The organism is Pseudomonas sp. K5002 (assembly GCF_013386655.1).
Lineage (GTDB): Bacteria > Pseudomonadota > Gammaproteobacteria > Pseudomonadales > Pseudomonadaceae > Aquipseudomonas.
This window is the reverse complement of the sequence record NZ_JACARK010000170.1, coordinates 1-14,556: the sequence shown is the minus strand read 5'-3', so window position 1 is coordinate 14,556 and position 14,556 is coordinate 1. Positions and strand designations below refer to the sequence as shown.

Annotated in this window: 13 protein-coding genes; 5 read left to right on the top strand and 8 right to left on the bottom strand. The window is 60.3% G+C overall.

Going from position 1 to position 14,556, the window contains the following annotated elements; all coding sequences use genetic code 11:
• On the top strand, nt 1-491 hold a 491-nt coding region (locus HX846_RS09510; protein ID WP_372241972.1), incomplete at its 5' end, for an alpha/beta hydrolase family protein.
• On the opposite strand, the gene HX846_RS09505 is transcribed toward HX846_RS09510, so the two are convergent.
• The 3 genes from HX846_RS09505 to HX846_RS09495 all read right to left on the bottom strand — a co-directional run bounded on the left by HX846_RS09505 (nt 488) and on the right by HX846_RS09495 (nt 4,883).
• Nucleotides 488-3,541, bottom strand: a complete 3,054-nt coding sequence (locus HX846_RS09505; RefSeq protein ID WP_178965312.1) for a UDP-N-acetylmuramoyl-tripeptide--D-alanyl-D-alanine ligase — start codon at nt 3,539-3,541, stop codon at nt 488-490. The two genes, HX846_RS09510 and HX846_RS09505, sit on opposite strands and share 4 nt — an antisense overlap.
• A 239-nt stretch (nt 3,542-3,780) precedes the next feature.
• Nucleotides 3,781-3,981, bottom strand: a complete 201-nt coding sequence (locus tag HX846_RS09500) for a hypothetical protein (protein ID WP_003212332.1) — start codon at nt 3,979-3,981, stop codon at nt 3,781-3,783.
• Nucleotides 3,982-4,538: 557 nt separating this feature from the next.
• Entirely contained in the window at nt 4,539-4,883 is a 345-nt protein-coding gene (locus tag HX846_RS09495; protein ID WP_003212331.1) for a cupin domain-containing protein, read from the bottom strand.
• 389 nt (nt 4,884-5,272) lie between these two features.
• Between HX846_RS09495 and kynB the strand changes: the two genes are divergently transcribed.
• Together kynB and kynA are read left to right on the top strand one after the other, a co-directional pair.
• Nucleotides 5,273-5,923: an arylformamidase gene (gene kynB, locus HX846_RS09490; protein WP_087693454.1), complete on the top strand. Its 651-nt coding sequence runs from the start codon at nt 5,273-5,275 to the stop codon at nt 5,921-5,923.
• Nucleotides 5,920-6,777, top strand: coding sequence for a tryptophan 2,3-dioxygenase (gene kynA, locus HX846_RS09485; protein WP_008436669.1), 858 nt, complete (start codon nt 5,920-5,922; stop codon nt 6,775-6,777). Before kynB ends, kynA begins: the two co-directional genes overlap by 4 nt.
• Nucleotides 6,778-6,936: 159 nt before the next feature.
• On the opposite strand, the gene HX846_RS09480 is transcribed toward kynA, so the two are convergent.
• From HX846_RS09480 to antA, 4 genes are all read right to left on the bottom strand, one after another.
• A complete protein-coding gene (locus HX846_RS09480) occupies nt 6,937-8,337 on the bottom strand; it encodes an amino acid permease (RefSeq protein ID WP_003212324.1) in 1,401 nt (466 codons plus the stop codon).
• Nucleotides 8,338-8,408: 71 nt separating this feature from the next.
• Nucleotides 8,409-9,416, bottom strand: a complete 1,008-nt coding sequence (gene antC / locus HX846_RS09475) for an anthranilate 1,2-dioxygenase electron transfer component AntC (RefSeq protein WP_177009245.1) — start codon at nt 9,414-9,416, stop codon at nt 8,409-8,411.
• Between the two features lie 170 nt (nt 9,417-9,586).
• On the bottom strand, nt 9,587-10,078 hold the full coding sequence (gene antB, locus HX846_RS09470; RefSeq protein ID WP_003212320.1) for an anthranilate 1,2-dioxygenase small subunit: 492 nt from the start codon (nt 10,076-10,078) through the stop codon (nt 9,587-9,589).
• Nucleotides 10,078-11,469: an anthranilate 1,2-dioxygenase large subunit gene (gene antA, locus HX846_RS09465; protein WP_003212318.1), complete on the bottom strand. Its 1,392-nt coding sequence runs from the start codon at nt 11,467-11,469 to the stop codon at nt 10,078-10,080. The genes antB and antA overlap by 1 nt, the downstream gene beginning before the upstream one ends.
• 312 nt (nt 11,470-11,781) lie before the next feature.
• On the opposite strand from antA, the gene HX846_RS09460 reads away from it, so the two are divergent.
• A complete protein-coding gene (locus tag HX846_RS09460; RefSeq protein WP_178965311.1) occupies nt 11,782-12,780 on the top strand; it encodes a helix-turn-helix domain-containing protein in 999 nt (332 codons plus the stop codon).
• Nucleotides 12,781-12,853: 73 nt separating this feature from the next.
• Here the strand turns inward: HX846_RS09460 and HX846_RS09455 are convergent, their stop codons facing one another.
• Nucleotides 12,854-13,729, bottom strand: a complete 876-nt coding sequence (locus tag HX846_RS09455) for a LysR family transcriptional regulator (protein WP_003212314.1) — start codon at nt 13,727-13,729, stop codon at nt 12,854-12,856.
• Nucleotides 13,730-13,843: 114 nt separating this feature from the next.
• On the opposite strand from HX846_RS09455, the gene HX846_RS09450 reads away from it, so the two are divergent.
• The coding region (locus tag HX846_RS09450; protein WP_218645408.1) for a muconate/chloromuconate family cycloisomerase at nt 13,844-14,556 on the top strand (713 nt) is incomplete at its 3' end.

Genomic DNA, 14,556 nt, shown 5'->3' with positions numbered 1-14,556 from the left:
AGGCGCGGGAATTCATTGTGCTGGACGCTGCGCTCAACGAGCTGCGCAAGCGTTACGGCATCGGGCAGTTTGTGTTGCTGGGGCACAGCGGCGGCGCCACGGTGGCCGCGGCGTTGTTGACCTTGGGGCGTACCGATGTGAAGTGTGCAGTGATGACTTCCGGCGCGTTTGCCCTGGTGCAGCGCGCGCAGATGTTGCGTCAAAGCAAAGGCCTGCCTTCGCGTCCGGGACGCGACACCAATGGTTTATTGCACCCCTACGATCCCCTGGAGCACCTGGCCGGCATTGCCGTTGCGCCTGCGCGGCAGTTGTTCGTGATTGGCAGCGTGGATGACCAGGTAACCCCATTTGTGTTGCAGGAGCGTTTTTACCGGGCGTTGATTCGCGCCGGGCATCAGGCGCAGTTGGTCAAGGCGCAGGGTGTGCCTGCGATGTTTCACCAACTGCGCAATGACATTGGCCTGAGGACAGCAGCGGGCTGCGCGGGCTAACCCGCCGGCACCGCCTGTTCGGTCGTGTTCAGCCAATCACAGATCTGCGACAACCCGGTACCACCGGAGCTTTTCACCAGTACCCAATCCCCCGCCTGGAACCACTGGCCGGGGTGGCGCGCCAACGCCTGGCCTAATGCCGTGGCATCCTCGAACCACTGCACTGACAGTTCACTGCGCAGCACCCGGTACACCTCACGCATCAGCGGCCCGCACAGCACCAAATGCCGGGGCGCCGCCGCGCGCAGCGAGTCAGCCAGTTCCAGGTGGTAGCGCTGGGCGTCGGGGCCCAGCTCCAGCATGTCGCCCAACACTACTACCCGGTGCCGCGAGGCCACGGGCAGGTCGGCCATCGAACGCAAGGCCGCAGCCATCGAGCCGGGGTTGGCGTTGTACGCATCGTTGATCAGCTGGAAATGCCCGTCGGTGCATTTGATCGAGCGGATATTGCCGCGACCTTCCACCGGTTGGAAGCCGGTCAGCACTTCCAGTGCCTGGTCGGCGTCAAGCCCGGCGGCGAACAGCGACGCCAGCACCCCCAGTGCGTTGAGCACCATGTGTCGGCCGCGAGCACTCAGGCTGAAATCCAGCCGTTGCGTGTCACGTTGCGCGGTGACGTAGACCCGGTCGGCCTCGCTGCACACGTCGAGCAGGCGCACATCGGCATCAGCGTGTTCGCCATAGCTGGTCACGTGCAAGCGCGCGACTTCGGCGGCCTGGGCGAACACCTCGTAGTGCGGCATATCGCGGCACAGCACCGCGTGCCCACCCGGTGCCATCGAGCGGAAGATCGCGCTCTTTTTACGCGCCAGGTTTTCCAGGGTGCCATGGTATTCCAGGTGCGCAGGAGCCAGCCCGGTCACGATAGCAATGTGTGGGCGCACCAGCTCCGAGTTAATCGGCATGCGGCCCACGGCCATTTCCAGTACCCAGAATTTGGCCGGACGGGGCATGCTCGCCAGGTTCCAGGCGATCCCATGGGGCAGGTTGGCGTTGGCCTCGGTGTGGCCCACTTCGCCCCAGTGTTTCAGGGCGTGGCCGAGCATGGCGACCACGGTGGTTTTACCGAAGCTGCCGGTGACGCCGAACACCTGGCCAGTGAATTGCTGCCTGGCGTATCGACCCATTTGCAGCATGGCCTCGCTGGTATCGGCGACCTGTAACACCGGCAGGCCGCTGTCCAGGTAGGGCGTCGGGTCTACACACAAGAACGCCGAGGGGCGCCGCTCAGGACTGGCCTGGGCCCAGCGCAGCGCTGACTGCACTTCGTTCGGTCCCACCTTGCTGGGGTGCCGATTGAGCATGCGCTGGGGTTTGAAAAACTGCATGGACGGCGTCAAACCCGACGTGTACCAACCGGGTGGTGGCTGTTTGGCCCAGGTGCCGTGTGTCACCCGAGCCAGGGTGTTGGCGTCCCAGACCCAGCCGAGGGGCGCTGCGTCCTGGGCCAGGCTCACTTGCGGCGCGCCGTCGAGCAGGTAGCGGTGGTAGGCAATCAGCCCCGAGAGGTAATGCTCCACGTCGTCGATGCGCACCCTGAACGCGTGGTGACGGATAAAAAACGAGCCGGCAATGCGCGCAGGATTGGCGAAATACATCGCCGTTTCCGGCCAGAAATACCCGTTGAACAAATAGCGCGCACGATGATGCAGGGCGCGGTAAAACGCGTGCAGGTCGATCTCGGTGAGCAGGTGGCGCAATTGCGCTTGCTGGGCGATGCGTTCGAGCATCTGCTGCGCAGCCATCATCAATTCCAGTAGCGTCGGAAAGGTGGTGATGCGCTGTTGCACGAACCCCAGATAACCGGCGACGTTATTCAGGCCGAAGCGGAAATAATTTTCGTCAGGTCGGTAGCGGGTCAGTTCGTTCACGCAATAGCTGAGCCAGTGATCGTGCTCGCGCCAGTGCTGTTTTTCGATGAAGTAGTCGAAGGCTTTTTCCACCACGGTTAACCAGCGCTCATCGCCGGTGAGGCCGTAGAGGCGGATCAACCCGAACGCGGCCTCGCCGTCATAGTAGATGATCCGGAACGCCTCTTTGACGGTAAGGTCACGGCCATGCAAGACGTGCACGAAGGCGCCGGTGGTCGCGTCCTGCATCCAGGCCATGCCATTGGCCAGGGCTTCCAGCACGGGTAGATAGTGGCGGGTGCCGGTGACTTCGCTGTATTTGACCAGCGCCAACAAACACACGGCATTGCCGCCCAGTTTGATCTCGTCACCGGTGTCCAGCAGATACGCCGCCACACTGCCGTCGGGCAGCGCGTAGGACTTGATCAGTTCCTGGGTAAGGTAGGCCAGCGAGCGGTCGATGGCGGATTTAAGCGCCTCGTCGCCGGTCAGTGCCCAGGCCTCGATCATCGAATAGGTGGTACTGGCGTGGCGCAGGGTGTTGTAGTTTTTTATCGCCCGGTCAAAGCACGGGAAGTAGCCGTAGACGAACTGGCCGCTGTCCTGCACCTGAGTGCTCAGGTAGCTTGCGGCGCTGATGATGCTCGCCTTTACCATGCCGGGCTCCAGCGCTGCGAGGGTGCGCCAGCCGGTTTCTGTCGGGCCAGGGTTCAGCGGGTGGGGCACGCCGTCTTCGGCACAAAAAACGCCCTTGGTGTCGAACAGGAACACGGGGGTCTCGGGTTCAAGTGTGGCGATCAGGTCGGCTGTATTGAGCCCGGTAAAACGGCGCCTGGCGTACACCGAAAAATTGCCGGCATTGAAGCTCGCGTGATTGATAGCGTTGCCGCCATACAGGATCGCGTTGGCGTTCAGTTCCTGTTCGGTGATCGCGATGTGCAGCGCCGCATCGAAGGCGATGCCGCGCCGGAAGTAATTACGCTTGTGGCGCTTGAAGCGCGCATTGAGTTCGGCCCAGGTGATGGCGGTTACGTTGATCGCGCATTCGACGCGTATCCATGAACGTTCGACGATGTTGCCTGACTGCGCACGGTCTCGTTCGTAGGCTCCCTGCAAGCGCTGCACACCGGTTTGCCAGGCGGCTTCGAAGTTATCTGCCGTGATATGAAAAACATGCGCGCGCTGGGTGCCGTCGCTCATGGAGAAAAACAAGGTACAGGGCTGCGCGGTGTCTGATGATACAGCAGGCCCATTCATTTCTTTGCTTAGATGAGCATAACAAGCAAGCCATTGCTGTTTCACAGGCATAGTTCATCACCAGTTTTTAACTTGGAGAGGGGTGGCGCGCAGTGTTCATGATTAAACTGCGCGCCAGCTGATAAATAAGCAGAAAGTTATGCCGCACAGTTTTATAAAGGCAAATTACCCAGGCTTATATATCAAGAGCAGAGCGATGAATCCTCTTTCTCCGGCTCCAGCACGGAGGGCGGGACTTGGCTCTCGTATTGCTGGAGATGGTCACGAATCAGCTTGCGAATAACCTGAGAAATAGTAAGGTCAACTTCCTCGGACAGCGACTCCAGACGCTGCTTGGTCGGGAAGTCGATGAGAATGGTCAGACGTGTTGTTTTTTCAGGCATTTTCTTGATCCTTTTACAAAAGCGCGGTCTCGACTGCCGCGTGCAGTAAGTGCTGGAAGACGTGTGGAGTCCTTAGAACAAACCAATGGGGTAATCAACTGATTCATTGGAGTCTAATTCAAATCGCTGCGCGTTTTCCATCAATGTGCAGTGAAGGTTGCGATTATGTGAAGTTCTGCACCTTCTCCGTACCTCTTATTATCATCGGGTTATAATGCTATGAGATTCGAGTATAGACCGGTTGCAAGAAAGCTATCTCAAAGTGTAGGGGGTGTCAAAAGTCAATCTTATCTATAACTAAAGTAGTGGTTGTACTGTTTGGTGAGTTTGATTATGTATTTTGCGCATTACGTCATGAGATTTTTTCAAGAACTTGGCGCTCACAATATTCTGTCACAAAATACTAATTGATTGTTTTCGAATATCAAGGGTTGTTGTCACGAATAACAGCGACTGTTATTGGAAGAGGGGCAGGGAGGTGCTGCTTTTATCAGAAGGGCGCGACGGTCGTCGTTGAGGTAAAAGGGGCCAGGGCGACCCCTTTCCAGGAGGTGGGATCAGGCAAACACAAAATACTTACGCACCGTCTCGACCACCTCCCACGTCCCCTTCATCCCCGGCTCCACCACAAAGATATCCCCAGCCCGCAAATGGATCGGCTCCAGGCCGTCCGGGGTGATCACGCAGTAGCCTTCCTGGAAGTGACAGTATTCCCACTTCACATACTCCACCCGCCATTTGCCGGGGGTGCAGATCCAGGTGCCCATGATCTTGCTGCCGTCCTCGCTGGTGTAGGCGTTGAGGTTGACGGTGTGCGGGTCGCCTTCGAGTTTTTCCCATTTGCAGGCGTCCAGCACCGGCAGTGGATGGGTGTCGCGCAGTACGGTGATTGGCTTGGACATGATGATTCCGAGGCAGTGGAAGGGAAGTCCGAACCCTATCGCCTTGGGCGGCCCGCCAGTGGTCTGGACTCGACATCGGGATGCCCAGAAGCGCAGTCATTTGCACATCCGTGAGTCACCGCCAACCCCTGTGGGAGCCGGGCTTGCCCGCGGTGGCGGAGTGTCAGGCGATGGAAGGGCACGCTGTGCCGGCCTCATCGCGGGCAAGCCCGGCTCCCACAGGGGATATTTGTTGTTTGAAGGATTGAGTCGGTACGAAATATCTGTGCGCCAATCAGCCATTTCCTCGCAGTAAGTGCGAAAGATTTCCCGCTTTGCGCTGGAATTCGCAAGAATATTTACAGCCGGCCCTCGTATCATTCACCCCAGTAACGACCGAGAGCCTTGAAATGAATCCAATAAAAACGTGGTGGGACATCAGCCCGCCCTTGAGCACCGCGACCCCGACCTGGCCGGGTGATACGCCGTTTCAGGAAGAGCGGGTCTGGCAGTTCGGCCCCGAGTGCCCGGTGAATGTCGGACGCATCACCCTGTCGCCCCACACCGGCGCCCATGTGGACGCGCCGTTGCACTACAGCGCGGACGGCGCGCCGATTGGCGAAGTGTCTCTGGATGTGTACATGGGCCCGTGCCGGGTGCTGCATTGCCTGGGCAGCGGCGCGCTGGTGCAGCCGCATCAGTTGGAAGGCCGCCTGGAAAACCTGCCGGAGCGTGTACTGTTGCGCACTTATCAACAGGCGCCGCTGGATGCCTGGGATTCGAATTTCACCGCCGTCGCCCCGCAAACGGTCGAGTTGCTGTTCAGCCTCGGTGTGCGCCTGATCGGCATCGACACGCCGTCCCTGGACCCGCAGCAGTCCAAGACCATGGACTCCCACAACGCCGTCGCCCGGCATGGCATGGCGATTCTCGAAGGCATCGTCCTCGACGACGTGCCGGAGGGAGATTACGAGTTGATCGCGCTGCCGCTGCGTTTTGCCAACCTCGATGCCAGCCCGGTACGAGCCATTCTCCGCCCGCTCAAGGAGCCCACGCGATGAGCCAGTGTCCTTTCTCCCCTGACTACCAGCCGCCGGAAGAATGGCATAACGCCGAGCTGAATTTTTCCGAGTCCATGAGCTACGGCGACTACCTGGACCTGGGCAAAGTGCTCAGCGCCCAGCACCCGCTGTCGCCGGACCACAACGAGATGCTGTTCATCATCCAGCACCAGACCTCGGAGCTGTGGATGAAGTTGATGCTCCACGAACTCAAGGCCGCCCGCGAACACGTGCGCCTGGGTGAGCTGCCGCCGGCGTTCAAGATGCTGGCGCGGGTGTCGCGGATCTTTGACCAGTTGGTGCACGCCTGGGCGGTACTGGCGACCATGACGCCGTCGGAGTACAAGTCGATCCGCCCGTACCTGGGGCAGTCGTCGGGTTTCCAGTCGTTCCAGTACCGGGAAATCGAATTCATCCTCGGCAATAAAAGCGCGGCGCTGTTGCGGCCTCATGCCCACCGGCCGGAGTTGTTGAAGGAGCTGCAGGTGGCGATTGCCACGCCGTCGCTGTATGACGAAGCGATCAACCTGATGACCAAGGCCGGGCTGGCGATCGACCCCAAGCGCGCCGAACGCGACCCGACGGCGCCAACGGTTCACGATGATTCCGTGGAGGCGGCGTGGCGCGAGGTTTATCGCGATCCGAGCCGGTATTGGGACCTGTACCAGTTGGCCGAAAAGTTTATCGACCTGGAAGATTCCTTCCGCCAGTGGCGCTTCCGCCATGTCACCACCGTGGAGCGGATCATCGGCTTCCAGCCTGGTACGGGCGGCACCGAAGGCGTGGGCTACCTGCGCAAGATGCTCGACACCGTATTGTTCCCCGAGCTGTGGCGAGTGCGTTCCACGCTGTAATCAAGGCCCAACAAAAAGCCCCGGTACTCATCAGTACCGGGGCTTTTCATTTGGAATACGATCAAAATGTGGGAGCGGGCTTGCTCGCGAAAGCGGTGTGTCAGTCAATACATCAGGTGACTGACACGACGCCTTCGCGAGCNNCCGCTCCCACATGGGTTATTGCGCTGTTACTGCCTTCGCGTTATTCAACCGCAACCGGTACGCCACATAGATGATCCCGACCCAGACCGGAATCGCATACACCGACGCCCGCACACCCGGAATCGCCAGCATCACGCAGATGATCATCAGCATGAACGCCAGGCACAGGTAGTTGCTGAACGGGAACCAGAAGGTCTTGAACGACGGCACCACGCCTTGCTCGCCCATGGCCTTGCGGAACTTGATGTGGGTCAGGCTGATCAGCGCCCAGTTGATCATCAACGAGGCAACCACCAGCGCAAACAACAGCTCCAGTGCGTCATGCGGCGCGACGTAGTTGATCACCACACATAGCAGCGTCACCAGGGCCGAGATGCCCAGGGCACGCAGCGGCACGCCTTGCTTGTTCAACTTCATCAGCGCTTTCGGCGCGTCGCCTTGCTCGGCTAGGCCGAACAGCATGCGGCTGTTGCAGTACACGCCGCTGTTGTACACCGACAGTGCCGCGGTCAGGACCACGAAGTTGAGGATGTGGGCGGCGGTGTCGTTACCGATCAAGGAAAAGATCTGCACGAACGGACTGCCGCTGTAGGCATCGCCCGACGCGCCGAGGGTTTGCAGCAGTTGATCCCATGGGTACAACGACAGCAGCACGGTAAGGGCGCCGACGTAGAAAATCAGGATCCGGTACACCACCTGGTTGATCGCCTTCGGGATCACCTTGCGGGGTTCGCTGGCTTCGGCGGCGGTAATACCCACCAGCTCCAGGCCGCCGAACGAGAACATGATGAACGCCATGGACATCAACAGCCCCATGCCGCCATTCGGGAAGAACCCGCCGTGGCTCCACAGGTTGCTCACCGAGGCTTGTGGGCCGCCGGTGCCGCTGAACAGCAGGTAGCAGCCGAGCACGATCATGCCGACAATCGCCACCACCTTGATGATCGCGAACCAGAACTCGGTCTCACCGAAGAACTTCACGTTGAGGGTGTTGATCAGGTTGACCAGCACAAAGAACACCACCGCACTGACCCAGGTCGGAATTTCCGGCCACCAGAACTGGATGTACTTGCCCACCGCTGTCAGCTCGGCCATACCCACCAGCACGTAGAGTACCCAGTAGTTCCAGCCGGCGAGGAAGCCTGCGTAACCGCCCCAGTACTTGTGGGCGAAGTGGCTGAAGGAGCCGGCCACCGGTTCCTCGACGATCATTTCGCCCAGCTGGCGCATGATCAGGAACGCGATGAACCCGGCTACCGCATAGCCCAGGATCATCGACGGCCCCGCCGACTTGAGCACGCCCGCCGAGCCGAGGAACAGCCCGGTCCCGATCGCCCCTCCCAAGGCAATCAGCTGAATATGCCGGTTCTTCAGGCCACGCTTGAGGCCCACCGGGTTAACCATGTCATCCGCCATTAACATTCCCTTCTACTTGTTTTTTTCAGGGTTGATCGCACACCGAACCAGCCCCTCAAACCGCTGAGGGGTCAGATATTACTCTCGGTAAACTTTTCGTAATACAGCTGAACGCCATCAAGTGCCTGATCCAGCAGCCATTGTTTGATGGATTCGACCATCGGAGGGGGGCCGCAGACGTACATATCTGCCGATTGATCCCGCAATTCGGCCAGGTCGAAATGCTCGGTGAGGTAGCCGCGTTTGCCGGCCCAGTCCGAAGGTGGGTCGCTGAGTACCTCGGTGTAGCGAAACCCCGGGATTGTATCGGCGTAGGCTTTTATGCGTGTTGCCTCGCATAAATCGGCCGCACCCCGCACGCCGTAATACAGGTGCACCGGCTGTTGGCAGGTGCTGGCGGCCAGGTCGTCAAGCATGCCCAGCAGCGCCGATAAACCAGTGCCACCGGCCACCAACACCAGCGGTCGGGTGACATGCCGAAGGTAGAAGGCACCCAATGGCGCTTCCAGCAGCAACTCATCACCGACCTGGCAGCGTTCGCGAATGTAGTTGCTCATCACGCCATCGGGCAGCAGGCGGATCAGGAACTGCAACTGATTGCCCGGGCGGTTGGCGAAAGAGTAGGAGCGCCAACTGTCGGTGCCGGGAATCGACAGGCGGGCATATTGGCCCGGCAAAAAGTCCAATGGGTGTTCAAGCTGCAGGTGCAGGATCGCGGTGCTGGCCGAGACCTGTTGCACTTGGCTCACCGTACTGCGGATTTGTACTGGACCCGGCGCGTTGCACAGGCTGGAATCAAAATCGAAATAAAACGCCGCATCGGATTGGACCCGGGTCTGGCAGCTGAGCATTTTGCGTTGTTGCAGGTCGAGGCTGGAGAGGGCTTCCTCGTCCACGTAGTCCTGGCTGTAGTCGCCGGACTCGCAGCGGCCCTGGCAGGTGCCGCAAACGCCTTCGCGGCAGTCGAGCGGGATCTTGATGCCGTTGCGCAACGCCGCATCCAACAGGATCTCATTGGCGCCCACCGGGAAAAACAGGGTCTTGCCGTCGGCAAAACTGAAGGCCACTTTGTGATTCATTCGCAGAACTCCGCGAGTTTGATTTTCTATGCCTGCGATTTACCTGTGGCGAGGGAGCTTGTTCCCGCTGGGCTGCGCAGCAGCCCCAAAACGCCGGGAGCGCTACGCACTGGAGCGCCAACCCGGTCCAGCGGGAGCAAGCTCCCTCGCCACAGGTGTAATGCATCAGGTCACAGGTGATAGAAATCCAGCACCGAGTTGATGGTGTCGTTGAGCAGCAGCGCATGCTTGCGGGTGATCAACCAACTGTCGCCATCGGGCTTGAGGCTGTAAGTGGCGCTGCCGTAGAACTGCTCCGACGTCGCCAGCCGATAGAACAACGTATGCCAGTTCAACTTCACCTCCAGCAGCCCGTCCGGTTGCTCGGCAATCCGCACGTTGTTGATCAAATGCAGCGTCCTTGGCATCGGCGTGGCCGACGCAGCCTTGCCCGTACGCAGGCGAAACACCCGATCCTCCAGCCCCGAGCGGTTGGCGTAGTAGATCAACGACATTTCGCGCTTCGGGTCGCGGGTGTAGACATGTTCCGAATCCCACTGCGGCAGGTGGAATTCACTCTGCGGGTCGAACAGCTGCACGTAGGCGTCCCAGTCCTGGGCATCGCACAGCTCGGATTTACGATAAAAAAACTGCTCGATCCGGTACTGCAATTGCGCATTCATCATTCCACCTCCCGCAGTTTCAGGGCTTGCTGGTCGAGCCCGTCCAGCAGGAATTTCTGCCAGTTGCGGTGCTGGTTGACGTACAGCCCTTCGTGGGTGAATTCGGTGCCGGTCATCGCCGGCTGGATACCGATGGATTCGCTATTGGGTGTCGGCCCGGTTTCCCAGCGGTGGCTGCCGCGGGAGATATCGCTCCAGCGTTCCAGGCGGCCCTGGAAGCCGCGCTGGGCTTCGCGGAACTCCACCAGGTCATCCGGCGTGCCCATGCCCGAGACGTTGAAGAAATCCTCGAACTGGCGAATGCGGTTTTCTCGGTCGGCGTCAGACTCGTTCTTCACCCCCAGGCACTGGCTGATGATTTCGGTCTTGTTCCACGCGATGGGCCGGATGATCCGCAGCTGCGAACTGATCTGGTCGAGGAAGAACAGGCTCGGGTAGATGTTCAGGTTGCGCAGGCGGTGCATCATCCATTCGGCTTTTTGCTGGCCGTGTTCTTCGATCAGGCGCGGCATGATGGTGGCGTAGCCCGAACGCACGGTGGGGTTGGGCATGTCGCTGAACAACAGGCTGTGGCCATTGTTGAAGGCGAACCAGCCGTCATCGGTGTTCGCGTCGCCGGCGCCGAGCTTGCTGTAGTCCAGGGTGGTGCCCGAGCCGGTACCGTTTTCAGTGTTGACCTGCTGGCGATGCTGCACCGTGGCCACGTAGTTGTAGTGCACGGTGCTGACGTGATAACCGTCCAGGCCGTTCTCGTTTTGCAGTTTCCAGTTACCGTCGTAGGTGTAGGCCGATTTGCCCGGCAGCACTTCCAGCTCGCCGGTGGCCGATTGGGCGACCATCATGTCGAAGAACACTTTGGCGTCGCCGAGGAAGTCTTCCAGGCTGTTGGTGCCGTTCACGTCGAGGCTGATGAAGACGAAGCCCTTGTAGCTCTCGATCCGTGCTTTTTTCAGGCCGCGAGTGGCCTTGTCGAAGCCTTCCGGGTACTCCCCCGGCGCCTTGACCTTCACCAGCCGGCCATCGCTCTTGTAGCACCAGGCATGGAACGGGCAGGTAAACGTGGACTGGTTGCCCTTGCCGACTCGGGTCAGGGTGGTGCCCCGGTGCTGGCAGGCGTTGATCAGCGCGTTGAGCTGGCCTTCGCCGTCGCGGGTGATGATCATCGGCTGGCGCCCGGCGCGCATCGTCACGAAGTCGTGCTTGTTGGCCAGTTCGCTCTCATGACAGGCATAGATCCAGTTTTTTTCGAAGATCAGCTCCATCTCCAGCTCGAACAACTCCGGCTCGGTGAACATGTCCCGGGCGATGCGGAACACCTCATCCACCGGACGGAAGTCCAGGCAGCCTTCGATAAAGCTTTTCCACTGCTCGACGCTTCTTGCACCACTCATGGGAGGCACCTTTTTGATAATGGCTAGACGGGTAGGCCATTAAGAGGCTGCGGCGGGGCACCGGGCTATCCGGTTAATGGGGGAAGGTGGGCCACTTAGTTGGGCACGAAATACCCACGGCGGTGCAGGGCGGTGGCGGAATGCGCTACTGTCTTGCAAGGCGATTGTCGGAAAAGTCTGCTTGTTATCCACTTAGTCGACGGTTGCTATCCACCCAGTGGCGATCCCGCTGGCGTGGCGCAAAACTTGCTGTCGATCTACCAGGACGCGCCGTCAGAGCGCGCCGGCCACAATTGCCGTGGGTGCCCCGTGATGAGTAGCAATACACGCGATATACGTATCGAGCGCTTCGACCTTGAAGGCGCCTGCAGCTGGATGTCCGGCATTTGCGGGCCGCACCGCCTGCAAACCGCGACGCCGGAGCGCATCCGCTTTCACCACAGCGCCAATGTGTTCAAGTCCCGCGCCACGACGCTGGGGATTATCGAATACGGCACCGATGTCACCATCGACATCGAAGACGCCGAGCACTTCAGCAGCTACAGCCTGACCTTGCCACTGGTGGGCGAGCAGGAACTGAGCAAGAACGGCGTACGGCTCAGCTCCAACCGTGACCAGGGGGTGATCATTTCGCCCAACGAACATCAGGTGCTGGAGATCTCGGGCGACTGCCGCAAGTTGCAGGTGGTGATCACCCGCGCGGCGATGAGCGAATCCCTGAAAGGCCTGCTGCAGCGGCCGATTGAAGCGCCGCTGCGCTTCGAGTCGGCGATGGACGCGGTGGACGGCGCTTCCGCGTCGTGGTGGCGCATGGCGCGGTATTTCATCGCCGAACTGGAGCGCAGCAGCGAGCTGTATGACCAAGTGGCGTTTACCCGGGACCTGGAAAGCTCGCTGATCAAGGGCCTGATCCTGGCCCAGCCGAACAACTATTCCGAAGAGCTGCGGGACGTGCTGGGGGTGAAGCTGCCGCACTATTTGATTCGTGCCCGACAGTACATCCACGACAACGCCCGGGAAGCGGTGCACCTGGAGGATTTGGAGGCGGCGGCGGGCGTGTCGCGCTTCAAGCTGTTCGATGCCTTCCGCAAATACTTCGCCCTGTCGCCCATGGCCTATCTGAAGAAATACCGCCTGGGTGCCGTGCGCCAGCAAATCCTCGAACATGGATCCACGCGCACTATCTCCGAAATCGCCCTGGGCTGGGGCTTTACTCATCTGGGGCGATTCTCGGCCGAATACCGCAAGCTGTTCGACGAATCCCCCAGCCAGACCCTGCAACGCAACGACGCCCGGCGTATGCGTGGATGAACACCTTACGCAAAAACAACGGAGATCAACTGTGGGAGCGGGCTTGCTCCCACATTGGATGTGTGGTGTTCTTTTAAATCAACTCTTCCACCAGTTGCAGGCAATGACTGAGCCCCGGCGACTGGTCATTGATCCTCCGGCTGAGAATGATCGGCGACGTGGCGGTGGCTTCCACCACCGGCGTATAGCCGATGTCTGCGCGGTGCAGCACCTGCACCGAGGCGGGTACCAGGGTCACGCCCATGCCTGCGCCGACCAGACCAATGGCGGTCTGCAATTCGTTGGTCCACTGCGAAACCTTCAGGCTCAAGCCATGGGCATCGAACAGCGCGATCACATGGTCGGCGTAGCTCGGCCTCGGGTTGCCGGGATACAGCACGAAGGGTTCAGCGGCCAATTGCGCCAGGGTGGCCGGGGCGCCCAGCAGGGGATGCCCGGCGGGCAACACCGCCACCAACCGGTCCTCCACCAACACCCGCTGCACAATGGCCGGGTCGTCGATGCGAATCCGCCCGAAGCCCACGTCAATCCGCCCGGCCTTGAGGGCTTCGACCTGTTGCAGCGTGGTCATCTCCGACAGGCCCAACTCCAGCTCCAGGCCATCGTGGCTGCGCAGCCGGCGAATCAACTCCGGCAGCACGCCGTACAGCGTCGACGGCGCAAAACCGATGCCCAGCCAGGTTTTCTGCCCAAGGCCGATGCGCCGGGTGTTGTCACACACCTTGCCCAGTTGCTCCAGCAGCACATTGGCGTGCTCATAGAAAAACCGCCCGGCTTCGGTCAGGCGCAACGGGCGCCCACGCTCCAGCAGGACCACACCCAGTTCGTCCTCCAGTTGCTGGATCTGCCGGCTCAGCGGCGGCTGGGCAATGTGCAGGCGTTCGGCGGCGCGGGTGAAGTTGAGGGTTTCCCCCAGCACCTGGAAGTAACGCAGATGGCGCAGTTCCATAAGGACTCCATTCATACCTTAAGGGTATTGTTCGAGACTCATTCTATATTGGAAGCCAGCAGAGATCCGGAACAGAATCAGGCCAAATCTATAAAGAACCCAACGGGTATTGCCATGCCGATTTGCGCCATCGAGTCGATCGAGACCATCATCGTCGATCTCCCTACCATCCGCCCGCACAAACTGGCGATGCACACGATGCAGAACCAGACCCTGGTGATCATCCGCGTGCGCTGCGCCGACGGTATCGAAGGCATTGGTGAATCCACCACCATCGGTGGCCTGAGCTACGGCAATGAAAGCCCCGACAGCATCAAGATCAACATCGACCGGCACTTCGCGCCGCTGCTGCTCGGCCAGGACGCGAGCAACATCAATGCCGCCATGTTGCGCCTGGAGCGCAGCATCCGGGGCAACACCTTTGCCAAGTCGGGTATCGAAAGCGCCTTGCTCGACGCCCTCGGCAAACGCCTGAACCTGCCGGTCAGCGAATTGCTCGGCGGCCGCGTGCGGGACGCCTTGCCGGTGGCCTGGACCCTGGCCAGCGGTAACACCGAAAAAGACATCGCCGAGGCCGAGAAGATGCTCGACCTGCGCCGCCACCGCATTTTCAAATTGAAGATCGGCGCCGGTGAAGTCAGCCAGGACCTGGCCCACGTCATCGCGATCAAAAAAGCCCTGGGCGACCGCGCCAGTGTGCGGGTCGACGTCAACCAGGCCTGGGACGAAGCCGTGGCCCTGCGCGCCTGCAAGGTGCTGGGGGACAACGGTATCGACCTGATCGAACAACCGATCTCGCGCAACAACCGCGGCGGCATGGTGCGGCT